Consider the following 15,116-nt stretch of genomic DNA (forward strand, 5'->3'; position numbering starts at 1 on the left):
TCTTTTTGGAGGTGTTCAACTTGAGTCAGTCCCAGTATTCGGAATGGTGGCGCCGCTCCACGGTGTATCAGGTGTACCCGAAAAGCTTTAAGGACACTACAGGCAACGGAACAGGAGATATTAAAGGACTTATTGAGAAATTAGATTATTTGCAGAAGCTTGGAATCGATATTGTCTGGTTACAGCCGGTTTATGTTTCGCCGCAACATGATAACGGTTACGATGTAGCAGATTATGAAAATATTAACCCGGATTTCGGTACGATGGAGGATTTTGACGAGCTAATACAGGAACTGCATAGACGCGAAATGAAGCTAATGATCGATATCGTGGTTAATCATACCTCGACTGAACATGAGTGGTTCAAACAGTCCATTTCAAGCAGGAACAACCCTTTCCGTGATTACTATATTTGGAAGGACCCGGCTCCGGACGGCGGCTTACCCAACAACTGGCAGTCGAAGTTCGGGGGGCCTGCCTGGCAGTTCGACGAAGCGTCGGGACAATATTATCTTACTCTCTTCGATAAAACCCAAGCGGATCTGAACTGGGAGAATGAGAAGGTACGTAGAGCAGTGAATGATATGATGTTATTCTGGGCTAAAAAGGGTGTCGACGGCTTCCGCATGGATGTAATTAATTTAATCTCCAAAGATCAGCGCTTCCCTAACGATGACGGGAGTGTTCCACCGGGGGATGGACGTAAATTCTATACTGACGGTCCACAGGTCCATGCATACATCAAAGCAATGTATGAAGAGGTGTTTGGTCCGTTTGAGATGGTGACTGTAGGAGAGATGTCCTCAACTACACTGGAGCATTGTATTCGGTACTCAAGTCCTGAAGAGCGGGAATTTTCCATGACCTTCAATTTTCATCATTTAAAAGTCGACTATCCGAATGGACAGAAGTGGGAACTGATGCCTTATGATTTCGAGGCAATGAAACGGTTGTTCGCGCAATGGCAGACCGGAATGCAGAAAGGCGGAGGCTGGAACGCACTATTTTTTAACAATCATGATCAACCACGTGCCCTTTCCAGATTCGCTGATGATAAGGTCTACCGTGTGGAAAGCGCCAAGCTGCTCGCGACAACTCTGCATGGCCTTCAGGGAACACCTTATGTATATCAAGGGGAAGAAATCGGTATGCCGAATCCGGTATGGAAAAGCATCGATGAGTTCCGCGACATTGAGTCACTAAATATGTACCGCATTCTGTGTGAACAGGGGAAAAGCCCGGAGGTTGCCCTCAGCATTCTACAGGAACGTTCGCGGGACAATTCACGTACGCCGATGCAGTGGGATGACAGCCGGAATGCCGGATTTACCACTGGTACTCCATGGTTGAAGGTAGATGAGCGGTATCCAGACATCAATGTGCAGAAGGAACTGGAAAACCCTGATTCCATCTTCCACCATTACCGCAAACTGATTGCACTACGCAAGGAGTATGGAGTATTCATAGATGGTATTTTTAAGAGACTCGATGAAGGTCATCCTGAAGTCTTCGCTTACGCCAGAACAGGAGATGGAGAGACACTTGTTGTGGTCTCGAACTTCAGCAGTAAAGAGATCTCTTTCCGCTTTAAAGACAATCACTGGACTGAATTGTCGCCAAGTGGTAAGGACGAGCTTCTGATTGGGAATACAGCAGATGCACCATCATTAACACAAGAGCTTCAGCTTAGTCCTTATGCTTCCTACATGTGGTTAGTCCGCTAACGAGGTGTACTTGAGAAGGAGCACACATCAATTTTGTAAGGAGTGAAGATATGGCTATAGACCGCAAAAATGTTGAAGATATTGTACGGGCGGTTGGGGGCAAGGAGAATATTGAGGTTGCGACGCATTGTGTAACCCGGCTGAGATTCTCGCTGTATGACGAGAGCAAGGTGGATTCGGAAGCCCTGGACCGTAACGAACTCGTAAAAGGACAATTCTCTACGCAAGGGCAGTTCCAGATCGTTATCGGACCAGGAACTGTAGATAAAGTATACGATGAAATGATTCAAATCACTGGTGGTGCCCGCTCTTCCAAGGATGACGTGAAATCAGCGGCAGCACGGAAACAGAATCCATTGCAGCGGGCGATCAAAACACTGGCTGATATTTTTATTCCGATTCTTCCGGCCATCGTAACCGCAGGTTTGCTGCTTGGGATTAATAATATTTTGACCGGACCTGGTATCTTTTTTGATAGTAAGTCATTGGTAGATGTCTATCCTGCATGGAAAGACATTGCTGCGATTATTAACACGATTGCCAGCACAGCCTTCACCTTTTTACCAGCCCTTATCGGTTGGGCAGCTGTTACACGTTTCGGGGGCAGTCCTCTGCTCGGAATCGTGCTGGGTCTCATTCTCGTACATCCGGATCTATTAAGTGCCTACAGTTATGCAAGTGCTTCAACTGAGGGAACCGTTCCGACCTGGAATTTGTTCGGCTGGCATTTGGAGAAGATCGGTTATCAGGGGCAAGTATTGCCTGTACTGGTTTCGGCCTATATTCTGGCTAGACTGGAGAAGTTCCTCAACCGCCGGGTGCTTGATTCCATTAAACTACTGGTCGTTGCTCCAGTGACCCTGCTGGTTACAGGTTTTCTGGCCTTCACCATTATCGGACCCGTTACGTTCGCCATTGCCAATGCTATCACCTCGGGTTTGATCTATGTATTTGATCATTTTGCGCTCCTTGGTGGTTTGATCTATGGTGGATTCTATGCACTTCTGGTCATCACTGGGATGCATCATACTTTCTTGGCAGTCGATGTTCAGCTCATCGGCAGTGAGGGAGGCACCTTCCTCTGGCCGATGCTGGCGCTCTCCAATATTGCGCAAGGCGCTGCGGCACTGGCGATGATGTTCGTTGTTAGAGAACAAAAGGCAAAAGGTTTGGCGGCTACGTCTTCCGTCTCTGCGTTCCTCGGTGTGACTGAACCGGCAATCTTTGGGGTGAATATCCGCTATCGCTATCCTTTCATCTTCGGGATGATCGGCTCAGCAATTGCCGGTATGCTCCTTACCGTTAACCAGGTTCGAGCTTCATCCATTGGCGTAGGGGGAATTCCCGGTTTCCTTTCGATTTTCCCGAATCAGTGGGGCGTTTTCTTTATTGGCATGGTTATTGTTCTCGTTGTGCCATTTGCCGCCACAGTATTGTACGGACGTTCTGTAGTGGGTCGTTCCGAAAAGAACACAGCTACAGAGGCTTCTAGTACTACGAGCGAACCAGAGGAATTGAGCAGCCGTCATTCCGTTCAAGGGTCACAGGAATCAGTTAATATTCTGGAGCTTGTCTCACCGCTTAGTGGAACTGCAGTATCGCTGGAACAGGTGCCCGATCCTGCCTTTGCTGAAAAGCAAATGGGTGAGGGAATTGCAATCGAACCTTCTGAGGGGAAAGTATATGCTCCCTTTGATGCTACAGTAGCCCATGTGATTAAGAGCAAACATGCGCTTATACTGGAGCATGCCAGCGGTGTTCAGGTATTAATCCACGTTGGAATTAACACGGTGGCGCTTAAAGGTAGCGGTTTTACCAGCCTGAAGAATATTGGTGATAAGGTGCAAGCAGGAGAGCTTCTACTAGAATTTGATATGGAAGCTATCCGCGCAGCAGGTTACCCGGTGATTACTCCAATCATCATTCCTGCAGGTCAGGAGATGGTCGAGAAGATCGAGGAGAAGACCGGACCAGCTACGGCCAAACAAACAAGTATCTTGACTATTCATCTCAAGGGTTGATAAAGGCTATATTGGCAAAGACTTTATACTTTAGAAAGACAGCCCCTTGGGGGCTGTTTTTCTATAAATATAAGAATTTATATGTTCAACGCTATAAATTCCCCTCCAATTGAATCGATGCTTCCAAAGGCATGACGTGATACAATAAAGGGCGGTGATCAAAATTGAGAGAAAATAAATATTTGCAAATTTATAATGAATACAGCAACCAAATCCATTCTGGACAACTGCTGCCGGGAACCAAGCTGCCTTCCGAAAGTGAACTCGCCGAAGCTTACGCCACTTCACGAGAGACCGTGCGCAAAGCGCTGAATCTACTTTTCCGTGAAGGATATATTCACAAAATTAAGGGCAGAGGCTCCTTTGTGCTTGACATGACCCGAATGGATTTCCCTGTTACCGGTTTGATTTCATTTAAAGAGATGGCCGATACCCTGGGTACTGCCTCACGGACACTGGTAGAGCGGACGATACAAGAGCCGGCAGGCTCCGCAATCGCAAGACATCTGCAGATTCCACCTGAAACTCTGATTTGGAAGGTTGTTCGCGCCAGGGAAATTGAAGGTGAACGGATCATTTTGGATAAGGATTATTTTCGTGCGGACATTGTTTCCTTTCTGAGTGAGGAAATCGCGGAAGGCTCAATCTATGAATATCTGGAGCTGGAATTGGGTCTTAAGATCAGTTATGCGAAGAAGCTGATATCCGTTGAGCCTTCTACCGAGGAGGATCATAGACTGCTCGATTTGAAGAATTTTACGCATATTGTAGTAGTACGAAACTATGTGTATTTGGAGAACACGGTGCTTTACCAATATACCGAGTCTAGACACCGGCTGGATAAATTCCAGTTCGTGGATTTTGCTCGAAGGGTGAGGCGATAAGCTGATCCGAGGGTGTCCCAGTTATCAGTGTATCCGCTGGTGCCTTGCATAGCATGGCTCTGAAAAGCGATGAAAACGTATGGATATGGGGAGCGAACAATGAGGGCCAGCAGAACCTGTTGCAATTTCGCTTGTAGAAGAATCTTATTAGATTTGAAGAGTAGGGAATTTCATGCCTAAGTGGCAATGAATTCCCTATTTTTATAGGTGAGTCAAAAAGAGAAAACTCTTTTCATATTCATTCTTTATCATTACAGCTATCCGTCTAGACTGTTAAAATGATGGAAGTATGGTAGACAAAGGAGATAAGCAATGAATAATGGCTTTCGGATCAATACTGAGGAGAACCGACACCGAACTCTGAGGCAAGTAAAACAAGCGGCGTTTCATGCTTTACAGGAATATGAAATAGACTGGAACTCCATTCACTTCATTCAAGTATCCGAACATGTCACCTTCCGCATTGTAAACGATGTGGGGGAACAGTTCTTGCTCCGCATTCACCCGGATAACAAACAACGCGAAGGAACCATTTCAGAAATTGAGTGGTTGTTCGCTTTGAAGAGTAAGGGCCTCCTCTTGCCCGAAGCTGTAATCAATCGTGAAGGGACCTTTATTACGGAAGCGTCGGTGTGTGACGGACAACGGTTTTATTCGAGCTTAATGAGATGGGTCGAGGGAAAGCATGTAGACAAAAGCGAACTAACGGAGCAGGGCATCCGTAAAATAGGATCATTGATGGCAAAGCTTCATGAGGCCAGCTCTGATTTTAGTCCTTCCAGCGGTTTTACTCGCCCTTCTTGGGGTGTACTGAGCTTTAAACGGGACTGGGATCACCTAAGTCTACATCGCAAACATTTCATATCGGATGAGGGTTTTAAGTTATATTCCGCAGCCGCCACTAAAGTGGCAACATGTCTCGAAACGTTCACAAGACATGAACAAAATTATGGGATGATCCACGCGGACTTACATAATGGAAATGTCATTTTTCGGGATAATGAACCGTATCCTATCGATTTTGGCAGGTGTGGCTTCGGCTATCATCTTTACGATATAGCTCAGGCTATTATGGGATTATACCCAACACAGAGAGCTTATTTCGTCGAAGGATATCAGAGAATCAGGAAGCTGGAAAATGAATATATAATGAAGCTAGAGTGCTTCTTAGTCATGGCAATAATCGAAGCCTATAGCTTTCATGCAGAGAATCCGCTAGAGACCGAGGGTTTGATTGAAGAGCAGCCATATGCTCAAGCGATTTTGAGAGCGTATGTAAACGGGACAACCTTTTTATTTAATTCTCTGGATACTTCAAAATAAAAGATTAGAAAATGATGTGCGTTATATTTTTCAAATGGTATTATTAGGATGAACTGCTGAAAACTATTTAAATTGTATTTGGAATCTTAGCAATGAAAATGGTTGACAAAACTTTATAAAAAGTGAGGAGTAGAGCAATGAACTTTGATAAAGAACAGCTTTTTTGGATAAATCCAATCAATGATTATTCTATTACAGAAAACAGGATTGAATTTGTAACGATGCCGAATACAGATTTTTGGCAACGAACCTATTATGGTTTTAGAAATGATAATTCACCTGCACTGTTAATGAAAACTGCTGAGAAGTATTTTTCATTTATAGTAAGAACAGATTATGATAGTACACATAGATACGAGCAGTGTGGGATAGTCATCTATCAGGACAGTGATAATTGGTTCAAGGCATCGGTAGAATATGAAAATGAGGAATTCCAAAGACTTGGAAGTGTGGTTACAAATCACGGATATTCAGATTGGGCAACAACTGATATCGATGCAAACATTAAAACTATGTATTATAGACTAAGTCGACGCGAAAGTGATTTCTGTATTGAAAGCTCTTTGGACGGGACTACATTTGAACAGATGCGTATTTTTCATTTGTTTGAAGGGAATGAGGAAATAAATTTTGGCTTATATGCTTGTAGCCCAGAGAATTCTTCATTTAAAGGTGTTTTCACCGAAATGGAAATTACAGAGTGTAAGTGGTTGGAGCATAAATAGTCGTTTACGCAGCTGAAAGTGAACATTACTCAATAGAGCCTTCCTAAAAGGAAGGTCTTTTTTTATGAGCGGTATAAAGTTGTCATCAGTTTCCGATTTCTACAGTTACCCATGTGGTAAAATTAGGATAATTGGATCTTGGGAGGCGAGGACAATGAGTCTTGTGATGATCATTTTATTACTGTTCTTAAATATTCCAGTATATATATTTTTGTTTCGCGTGTTCTTCGTGGATAATGATGATTATAACGAATCGATTAGGCATACTTTTACACCTAACATCATTTCATTATTCCGGGGAGAGTATTGGAAGGATAGAATGAATACGGCAAGACTTCAGTTTTTTATACTCATTTGCGGTGGAATTGTTGTTTTGGAATACCTTGTTTTGCATAAAATAATTGATATTTTTCGTTAACTAGAACTTCATTTAGAAACTTCTGCTTATGGTGAGCAGGAGTTTTTTTATCTTGCATAAGCACCGCCCTATTATGGAAAACTTATGTAGTGCGAATAAACAGCATGAATCTATTTTGCGAGGTGATAATGATGACAAATCAAGATCCGCAGGAGCTTCTTAAAAGTAAACACAAGCTGGATGAGCAGAAGAGGCAGTTCACAAATTTTGCCCGAAGTGCTTCCGGTCATGGTGAAGCAGAAGCAGGCCAGGAATTCAGTAATGACCGAGTGCCAGATGATCAAAACCGCATGAAATCTGTTGAGAACAGACAAGATTGATCTTAAAAAGCTATCAAATAAGCCGATCCTTTTCTGGATCGGCTTAGAAAAATAATTTTTACGTTGTAAGGTTGTTCAATAGGTATCAGATGCTAGAGTTTTCTTGCTTTAATTACAAAAGTTACAGGAAGCATCTTTGCTTTTTTTGCAAAATCGCTTTTATCGTCCCGCGACTGCATAAGTTCATCATCAGATTGCTCAATCATTTGCTCAATAACAAATCCAGCTTTAGATAGCGCATTCACATAAGTTGATAATTTACGATCCGATAAAGTTAGCGTACTTTCATCAAGAGATACTGAATACCAAGATTCATCGAAATAACATTTTTTAAAAACAAGCATATCATTTTCTGCAACAACACATTTGTGTATAGGGTGAGACCAGCTGAAAATAAATGATCCATCTTTTTTAAGGTAAGAAGCAATCCGGCTAAAAGTACCCTCAAGGTCAGTTGTCCAGCCTATGGCATAAACCGAATATACAAAGTCAAAATAATCCTCTGGCAGGCCACATTCTTCTTCCATGGGTGAGCAGATCAATTTTGCTGAAAGACCGTGCTCCGTCAAAAGTTGCCTAGTCTTTTCGATTTGGTTCTCTGCTATATCCGTACCCCATAGTTCAGATGCATTGCGTTCCCCCAGATATTGCAAAGATTGACCGCTTCCACAGCCTATCTCCAGCAACTTTTTCCCTGAGACATCACCAAAAAGTTGGCATTGTTCTTCCGATACAAATGCTCCATAAAGAGGAAGTGCAGTAGCTCCTAAAACTTCATTTCCTTTTGTATCCCAAAATAAGCTGTTTGTTTCATGAATAGTATTCGTATCCATATCGACCGAGATGGCGACGCCAACCTCACCAGCGCCTATAACGTTTGTTCTATAACCAGAATTTTTGTCCATGCAGACACCCGCCCCAAATATAGATTATATAAGCCTAAACATATCTCCCGACTTGCGCGTAATCCCAATAACATATATCGAACACGAACAAGCTGAGGGATTAACCATAGAATAATCTACCATTTTCCCATGAACATATCCATCCAAAATTTCCCACTAAAATTCCCAATTGTGAAATAAAGCATGATATGACCGTATCAGAAAAGGAAAGTTATGCCCCACGAATTTGTTACAATATGTAAAACCGCTGCAGGGTACCGCTTCAAATTATGAATATTTCAACGGGAACACCTTCCCTTAGTGGCGCGGTCATTCGGCATGGCAGCTTGGAAACAAGAGCTTATTTTGTCTAACCGTATAAACACAGTTTCTTCCTCCCGCTAATATGTACTCCCCCCGTTCAATATGAACATTATTACCTAGAACAGTTTTAAATAGATGTAACTCATTTTTGCATAACCCGGTACATACAGCAGCAGCTTCACAGATCGGGCAATGTTTCTCAATGAATAAAAGACTGCCATCATCCTGCTCCTTAACCTCGGCCATATACCCTTCATTTGTTCGAATCTCGGCCAGTTTCTCCAGCTTCTCTCTAACGTCTGCTGTATCACCAAGATGCTGAAGATATTGTTCTTGCATATTCTTATTTCGAACAGCCAGCAGCTTGTCCAGCCCCTCATTTCCGAAAGCTTCTTTCATGGAATGGATCAGACTGACGGATAAATCCGAATATCCGCTTGGAAAAAACCGATCGGCCGCGGGGGTTAAGATCCATAGCTTGGTGGGCCGCCCCATGGGACGGGACTCTTCTATATTAGTAACCAGCCCTTCTTCTTTCAGCGCATTCAAATGTTGACGAATAGCCATTCCAGATAGCGAAAACTGGGAGGAGAGTGCCATAACATCCATTCCCCCTTGTTGCTTTAACAAATCAATGATCGCTCTTCGGGTCTTGGTTGAGACATCCTTTTTGGTTTGATTTCGGCTCACGTTGCACCTCCTACTGAAACAACTAAATCTACATCACAGACTACATTTTAAACAAAAATGTTGACAAAGTCAAAGCTGAACTGTAGCTTAGACATTATAAACAAAAATGTTTACTAAGTGTCCGGATACGATGTATACATACCAATTTTCTTGGAGGTCACATTTCATGTCGTCTAATCATCAAAGTATTTTCAGCCCACGTTATTTTGCACTATCCATAGGTATTATTCTGTCAGTGATGGCCGTTGGATTCGAAGGACTGTCCGTAACCACCATTGCCCCTTCAATTGCTGGAGATTTGAACGGCCTTAGCCTGTTTGGCTGGATATTCAGTACGTATCTGCTTGCGCAGATTATCGGAACTCTGGTCGTCGGTCGAATCATAGATAGAAGAGGACCTGCAGTACCGTTCACTATCGCACTTCTTTTGTTTATCGTTGGGTTGATTGCTGCCGCAACATCAGGCGATATGTATACCATGATAGGATCACGGGCCATGCAGGGTTTGGGTGCCGGAGCTATGATGACTTGTGTGTACACAGCAATATCCTTAAGCTACCCGGATGAATTACGCGCCAAAATACTCGGAGCATTTGGTACGGCCTATGTTCTTCCGTCCATGCTCGGTCCATACGTTGCAGGTCTTATCGCAGATCAGTGGTCCTGGCGGTTTGTTTTCTGGGGAATATTACCGATCCTGATGATTTCAGCACTGCTTAGTTTACCTGCGTTCACGAAATTAAAAACACCGAAGACGCAAGGGGATATCGGAGCTTCATCAACTTGGAATGCGTTACTGTTAACGATGGGTACAGGGATTTTCTTAGTTGGTCTAAGCATGCTTCCGAGCATTATGGGATTTGTTTTAGTCATTATCGGCTTAGTACTTATGATATTTCCGCTCCGCAAACTGCTACCGAAGGGAACTCTTACGCTTCGAAGAGGCATGCCAGCTATTCTGGCAACACGTGGGCTGTTCTTCGCTGCCTATACCAGCACACAGAATTTCTTGGTATTGGCTCTAATCGATGTGAAAGGAATAACGCCTTCTCAGGCCGGATTGATTGTAGCGAGTGCTGCGTTGAGTTGGTGCGTCATAGCGTATCTGCAAGGACGGTGGGATTCGGCAGATCAGGGCCGTGGACGGCATACGCGAATTATTCTGGGTGTATTGCTGCTTGCCATAGGGATTACTATCGTATTTTGGATACCCGTTGTGACCGTTACCGTAGCAGTTATTGGACAGATCATCGCTGGAATCGGCATTGGATTGGCGCATCCGATTAGCGGTGTTGTGGCGTTTTCTCAGACAGGAGAAGGAGGTGTCGGCAACACCTCGGCAAATCTGCAATTTGCGGATTCTTTTACACCCGGTGTAGTTATCGGGATCGGCGGTTCCATCCTTGTGGTTTGTCAGGCTGGCGGAATGTCACTCCAATCCGGATTAATTGTAGCAATGGGTTTCCATCTCTTGTTGATTGTAATGAGTTTATTTGCGAGCACTCGGATCTCACCAGTAGCTGAACAGATAGGAACGGGTATTCAATCTTTAGGTTTGAAAAACAAATAAACGAAGGAGGAGTTCACAATGATCATCGAGGTCAGTGACAAAGCATCAGAAAAAATCGCCGAAATCTTATCAAGTGCGAATATCCGAAATCCATTTCTAAGAGTGGGTGTTGATGAAGGGGGATGCAGTGGACTATCCTATACCCTAGTCGTGGATGAGCAGCAAGCAGAAGAGGATATTATATTAAATAAACAAGATTTTAGTATATTGGTTCACCCGAATAGTATTCCATATATTGACGGTCTTGAAATTGACTATGAAGAGAGTGGAATGGTAGGCGGATTCACTATGAATAACCCTAATGCAAAAGCTTCATGTGGATGCGGAGCCAGTTTCAGAATGGCCAATTATCGTGGCGAAATAAAAAAATGTGATTAAACAGCAGGAAGGAGAGAAGAGGAATGATATCATTTGCAGTATCCGAAAAAGCATTGGATTCATTTAAGAATGAATGGGGTTTGGAAGAGGGGCAATATGTAAGAATTTACGCAAAATATGCCGGTGGAGGCTCTGATGCTTTCACTGTTGGAATTAATGCAAGTGCTACACCGATCGATCCCGCATGGGTTCAATCCATTGGCGGATTTCATTTCTTTGTTGAAAAAACTGATGTTTGGATTTTACAGGATGAACTTCTTCAAATTGATTGTAATGAAAACGGCATATTTTCAAGCAAAATCTCCTGAGCATCTTCTTGGGTTGCAGTGTACAGTAGAATATCTACTACACTTCTAGCAATTTCGCATACTATTGTCTATACTGTTTTAAATAAATATCGGAATTGGATCTGATTTTTATAAGAAGCATGGTGCTAGGAAGCAGGTGCAGAGCATTGATAAATTTGGACAAATTAGCAAAGGCATTTACTAAAGGTGTCTATGAAATAGAAGATAGAAGCCGCTTAGTCATCCAGCCCAAAAGCTTATTAAGTGAATTCACCACCGTTAAGCATGGATTTCTATTTATCATTCGCGGGGGAGCCAGAATATGTGTGAATGGAACGGTATATGAATTACGACCAGGATCAGTTTTTCATGCTGCTCCGGGCATGCAGATGGATTCGCAGGTTATAGGACAATCTGAGCTCGAGTATTACTCCCTTTTTTATAAATTGGATATGCCGGAAGAATTGAATAGTACTCACGAATTTGACTCTCATTTCAAACTGGAGCCGGGAGCGAATCTAAAAATTATTGAATTACTAATTATGCTCCATCAGAATGCCCATCCATCCGGAGAAATTGGGAAGCTGCGTATCAAGGAGTTGTTCTTAAGCCTGATGCACCAGGTTCTGATTGCGTGCAGTTACAGAGAGAACGATCGTTCTCCGAATCAAAGAATGGTAGACGAAGCCCTTGCGTATATTAAACTTCATTATATGAATTCACTTACACTTGGTGAGTTAGCGGAACAGCATGCAATGAGTGCCAACCGCTTCTCTTACCTCTTTCATAAATATACGGGACTACGACCCATCGACTATGTTGTTAATTATCGTTTGGAACGGGCCTGTGAATTACTCAAAGCAGGTAATTTTCCTATCCGCGAGATTGCTGACCGTGTCGGTTATGACAATCCACTATATTTCAGCCGATTATTCAAAAAGAAATTCGGTGTTTCTCCCTCTGCCTATAAATAATGTACATAATGAGCTTCTTGTACTTGAACTACGTCTGCAGCTACTGGTGATAAGCCAGAAGTGCAGACTTTTTTTATTTAGATTAAATAATGATGCATGCTGGATTTGAGATTTGTACATTTGAATTTATTTAAATTTTTGATAAACTCACCTTTGTAACTGAGAATCATTATCAGTAAATTGATTTATAAATGAAAGGCTGGTAGATATGACAGAAAAAAGACCCAAACAATTATGTATTGGCCTGTCCTTAAATGCAACCTGGATGAAAGGAGACGGCTGGCGGCACCCGGATAGCGGAGTAGAAAAGATGGATTCTATTGATTACTATATTGATTTGGCAAAAATGGCGGAGAATTCAAAGCTCGATTTTCTTTTCAGAGCTGATTATCTGTATGTTAGTCCGCAGATGTTAGGAGATTCCTCAAATTTCGGCAGCCCAGACCCTGCATTGTTTTTTGCAGCGATAGCTCGTGAAACCGAGCGGATCGGACTGGTAACGACGATTTCCACTACTTTTAATCCGCCGTATGTTGTTGCAAGGCAGCTGCAGTCCTTACACTGGCTGAGCAATGGACGCGCCGGCTGGAATATTGTCACTTCTATTGAAGGCGCCGATAATTTCAGCGACTCACCTATGCCGTCACCGGAAGAGAGATATGCCAAGGCTATGGAGTTCACGGATGTTGTATGCAAGCTTTGGGAGAGTTTTCCGAATGAAGCGATTGTTATCGACCGTCAGTCAGGTATGTTTTCGGATAAGGATAAAGTGACTGCCATTAATCATTCCGGGGAATTTTTCAGTGTAAAAGGGCCGCTTACTTTGCCTGCTCACAAGTCAGGAACGCCGCCGCTATTCCAAGCTGGGGCTTCGGATATTGGACGGAATTTCGCCTCATCTGTAGCTGATGCTATTTTTGCCGCAATGCCGGATATCGAATCGGGAGTGGAACTAAGGAATGATCTGAGAAGAAAAGCGGCTGAGCAGGGCCGTGATCCGGATGCTATCAAAGTTTTGCCGGGCTTATATTTTTTCCTGGCCGATACGCGCGAAGAAGCACTTGAATTACATAAAGCTGCACATGCGAATTTAAGCCTTGAACGCAGACATGCTTCGCTTAAATCGGTGCTGGGTCTTGATTTAAGCGGTTATCCCTTAGATAAGCGAGTAACTGCCGATATGTTACCCGATTCCAGTCAGGCCGTCCGCAGCCGGACTCATGCTGAGTTGTTACGGCGGTATATTATTAAAAATCAGCCTACAGTGAAAGAAATCTTGGACAGGCCGGAGGTTGTCGGATCTGCACATTGGGTATCTGTCGGGACAGTCGAGGATGTGCTGAACGATATTATTGAACGGTTTGAAGCGGGGGCTATAGATGGCTTCATCGCCCTGCCAGGCGGTTCGGAACAATCTATGGAGCTGTTTTTTGAGAAGTTGGTACCGGAGCTGGTTGAAAGAGACTTATTCCGGAGCGAATATACGGGTAGCACTTTCCGTGAGCATTTAGGGATTTAAAAAAGAGAAATGAGGCGATTGAACGATGCATGAAGAGGAATTGTTTGATGTTACGATTATTGGCGGCGGTCCGGCTGGATTATTTGCTGCATTTTATAGCGGACTCCGTGAAATGAAAACCAAAATTATAGAATTCCAACCTGTGCTTGGCGGCAAGGTGCATGTCTATCCGGAAAAGATGATCTGGGACGTGGGAGGCTTACAGCCTATTCTTGGCTCACAGCTTATTGAACAAATGGTTGGTCAAGGGATGACTTTCCAACCGGAGGTTGCCTTTAATGAAAAGGTCACATCCATCTCGAAAGATGAAGCAGGTTACTTTATTTTACACACGGCCGCAAACCGGAAGCATTTCACTAAAACTGTCATATTGGCCATTGGAGGAGGCATTCTGAAGCCGATCAAGCTCGAAATCGAGGGTGCCGAAAGATTCGAAATCACAAATTTGCATTATACGGTGAAGTCACTTGCCCGCTTTAAAGAGAAGACTATCCTAATATCGGGAGGCGGCCATTCTGCTGTTGACTGGGCGAATGAACTGGCTCCGATTGCCAAAAAGGTGTTTCTGACGTACCGGAAAGAGAACTTAAAGGGGCATGAAGCCGATATTTCACGCTTGGCAAACAATGGCGTAGAGTGCTTGTTAAATACTTCAATCGAAAAGTTGATTGCCACACCGGATCACGAAAGAATAGGGACTGTACTGCTAAAAAGTAATGACAACGGAGAGGGATTTGAGCTGTCTGTCGATGAGGTCATCATTAATCACGGTTATGAGCGCGACAAAGAACTGCTGGTGAACAGTGAAATTAAAATGGATCTGTGGGAACACCGGATTTCAGGATCAGTAATGAGCGGGACATCCGTGCCGGGTATTTATGCGGCAGGGGATGTTCTACATCATGATGGGAAACTGCACCTGATCGCGGGGGCATTCCAGGATGCTGCCAATGCGGTAAACCAAGCCAAACAATACATCACACCGGAGGCAAATTCGTCCGGGATGGTGTCTTCACATAATGACCTGTTCACGCAGAAAAACCGTGATTTAATGAAGCATTTATACAGACAGTAA

The 15,116-nt window shown here is 43.5% G+C and carries 16 protein-coding genes; 14 read left to right on the forward strand and 2 right to left on the reverse strand.

The window, feature by feature from the left end:
- The first annotated feature begins 20 nt into the window (after window positions 1-20).
- The 8 genes from treC to MKY14_RS06550 all read left to right on the forward strand — a co-directional run bounded on the left by treC (window position 21) and on the right by MKY14_RS06550 (window position 7,415).
- Entirely contained in the window at window positions 21-1,724 is a 1,704-nt protein-coding gene (treC, locus tag MKY14_RS06520) for an alpha,alpha-phosphotrehalase (protein WP_340976025.1), read from the forward strand.
- A gap of 50 nt (window positions 1,725-1,774) precedes the next feature.
- Complete coding sequence (gene treP, locus MKY14_RS06525; protein ID WP_076130501.1) at window positions 1,775-3,745, forward strand: PTS system trehalose-specific EIIBC component; 1,971 nt, start codon at window positions 1,775-1,777, stop codon at window positions 3,743-3,745.
- A gap of 164 nt (window positions 3,746-3,909) precedes the next feature.
- Window positions 3,910-4,629 (forward strand): trehalose operon repressor, encoded by a 720-nt coding sequence (treR, locus tag MKY14_RS06530; RefSeq protein ID WP_036677129.1) that lies wholly within the window; start codon window positions 3,910-3,912, stop codon window positions 4,627-4,629.
- Between the two features lie 23 nt (window positions 4,630-4,652).
- A complete protein-coding gene (locus tag MKY14_RS30780; RefSeq protein ID WP_143759848.1) occupies window positions 4,653-4,766 on the forward strand; it encodes an RCC1-like domain-containing protein in 114 nt (37 codons plus the stop codon).
- Between the two features lie 175 nt (window positions 4,767-4,941).
- On the forward strand, window positions 4,942-5,952 hold the full coding sequence (locus MKY14_RS06535) for a phosphotransferase enzyme family protein (protein ID WP_076130503.1): 1,011 nt from the start codon (window positions 4,942-4,944) through the stop codon (window positions 5,950-5,952).
- Between the two features lie 137 nt (window positions 5,953-6,089).
- A complete protein-coding gene (locus tag MKY14_RS06540) occupies window positions 6,090-6,677 on the forward strand; it encodes a DUF1349 domain-containing protein (protein WP_076130504.1) in 588 nt (195 codons plus the stop codon).
- Between the two features lie 154 nt (window positions 6,678-6,831).
- Window positions 6,832-7,095 (forward strand): hypothetical protein, encoded by a 264-nt coding sequence (locus tag MKY14_RS06545; RefSeq protein WP_076190298.1) that lies wholly within the window; start codon window positions 6,832-6,834, stop codon window positions 7,093-7,095.
- Between the two features lie 128 nt (window positions 7,096-7,223).
- Complete coding sequence (locus tag MKY14_RS06550; protein WP_076130505.1) at window positions 7,224-7,415, forward strand: hypothetical protein; 192 nt, start codon at window positions 7,224-7,226, stop codon at window positions 7,413-7,415.
- A 92-nt stretch (window positions 7,416-7,507) separates the two neighbouring features.
- Here MKY14_RS06550 and MKY14_RS06555 read toward each other — a convergent pair whose 3' ends face one another.
- Together MKY14_RS06555 and MKY14_RS06560 are read right to left on the reverse strand one after the other, a co-directional pair.
- Window positions 7,508-8,320 carry a class I SAM-dependent methyltransferase gene (locus MKY14_RS06555; RefSeq protein WP_076130506.1) on the reverse strand — a complete coding sequence of 271 codons (813 nt, stop codon included), beginning with the start codon at window positions 8,318-8,320 and terminating at the stop codon, window positions 7,508-7,510.
- Between the two features lie 309 nt (window positions 8,321-8,629).
- Window positions 8,630-9,313 (reverse strand): helix-turn-helix transcriptional regulator, encoded by a 684-nt coding sequence (locus tag MKY14_RS06560; RefSeq protein ID WP_076217678.1) that lies wholly within the window; start codon window positions 9,311-9,313, stop codon window positions 8,630-8,632.
- A gap of 166 nt (window positions 9,314-9,479) precedes the next feature.
- On the opposite strand from MKY14_RS06560, the gene MKY14_RS06565 reads away from it, so the two are divergent.
- The 6 genes from MKY14_RS06565 (at window position 9,480) to MKY14_RS06590 (ending at window position 15,116) form a co-directional block, all read left to right on the forward strand.
- Window positions 9,480-10,883, forward strand: coding sequence for an MFS transporter (locus tag MKY14_RS06565; RefSeq protein ID WP_076184920.1), 1,404 nt, complete (start codon window positions 9,480-9,482; stop codon window positions 10,881-10,883).
- A 21-nt stretch (window positions 10,884-10,904) separates the two neighbouring features.
- The gene (locus MKY14_RS06570) at window positions 10,905-11,261 is read left to right on the forward strand and encodes a HesB/IscA family protein (RefSeq protein ID WP_076130520.1); all 357 of its coding nucleotides are present in this window, start codon (window positions 10,905-10,907) and stop codon (window positions 11,259-11,261) included.
- 23 nt (window positions 11,262-11,284) lie between these two features.
- A complete protein-coding gene (locus MKY14_RS06575) occupies window positions 11,285-11,569 on the forward strand; it encodes a HesB/YadR/YfhF family protein (RefSeq protein ID WP_076217679.1) in 285 nt (94 codons plus the stop codon).
- 155 nt (window positions 11,570-11,724) lie between these two features.
- Window positions 11,725-12,522 (forward strand): AraC family transcriptional regulator, encoded by a 798-nt coding sequence (locus tag MKY14_RS06580; RefSeq protein ID WP_254848963.1) that lies wholly within the window; start codon window positions 11,725-11,727, stop codon window positions 12,520-12,522.
- A 208-nt stretch (window positions 12,523-12,730) separates the two neighbouring features.
- A complete protein-coding gene (locus tag MKY14_RS06585) occupies window positions 12,731-14,041 on the forward strand; it encodes an NtaA/DmoA family FMN-dependent monooxygenase (protein WP_339187060.1) in 1,311 nt (436 codons plus the stop codon).
- 25 nt (window positions 14,042-14,066) lie between these two features.
- The gene (locus tag MKY14_RS06590; protein ID WP_076277347.1) at window positions 14,067-15,116 is read left to right on the forward strand and encodes an NAD(P)/FAD-dependent oxidoreductase; all 1,050 of its coding nucleotides are present in this window, start codon (window positions 14,067-14,069) and stop codon (window positions 15,114-15,116) included.

The sequence above is a fragment of the Paenibacillus sp. FSL R5-0887 genome, assembly GCF_038002305.1.
Lineage (GTDB): Bacteria > Bacillota > Bacilli > Paenibacillales > Paenibacillaceae > Paenibacillus_AQ > Paenibacillus_AQ odorifer.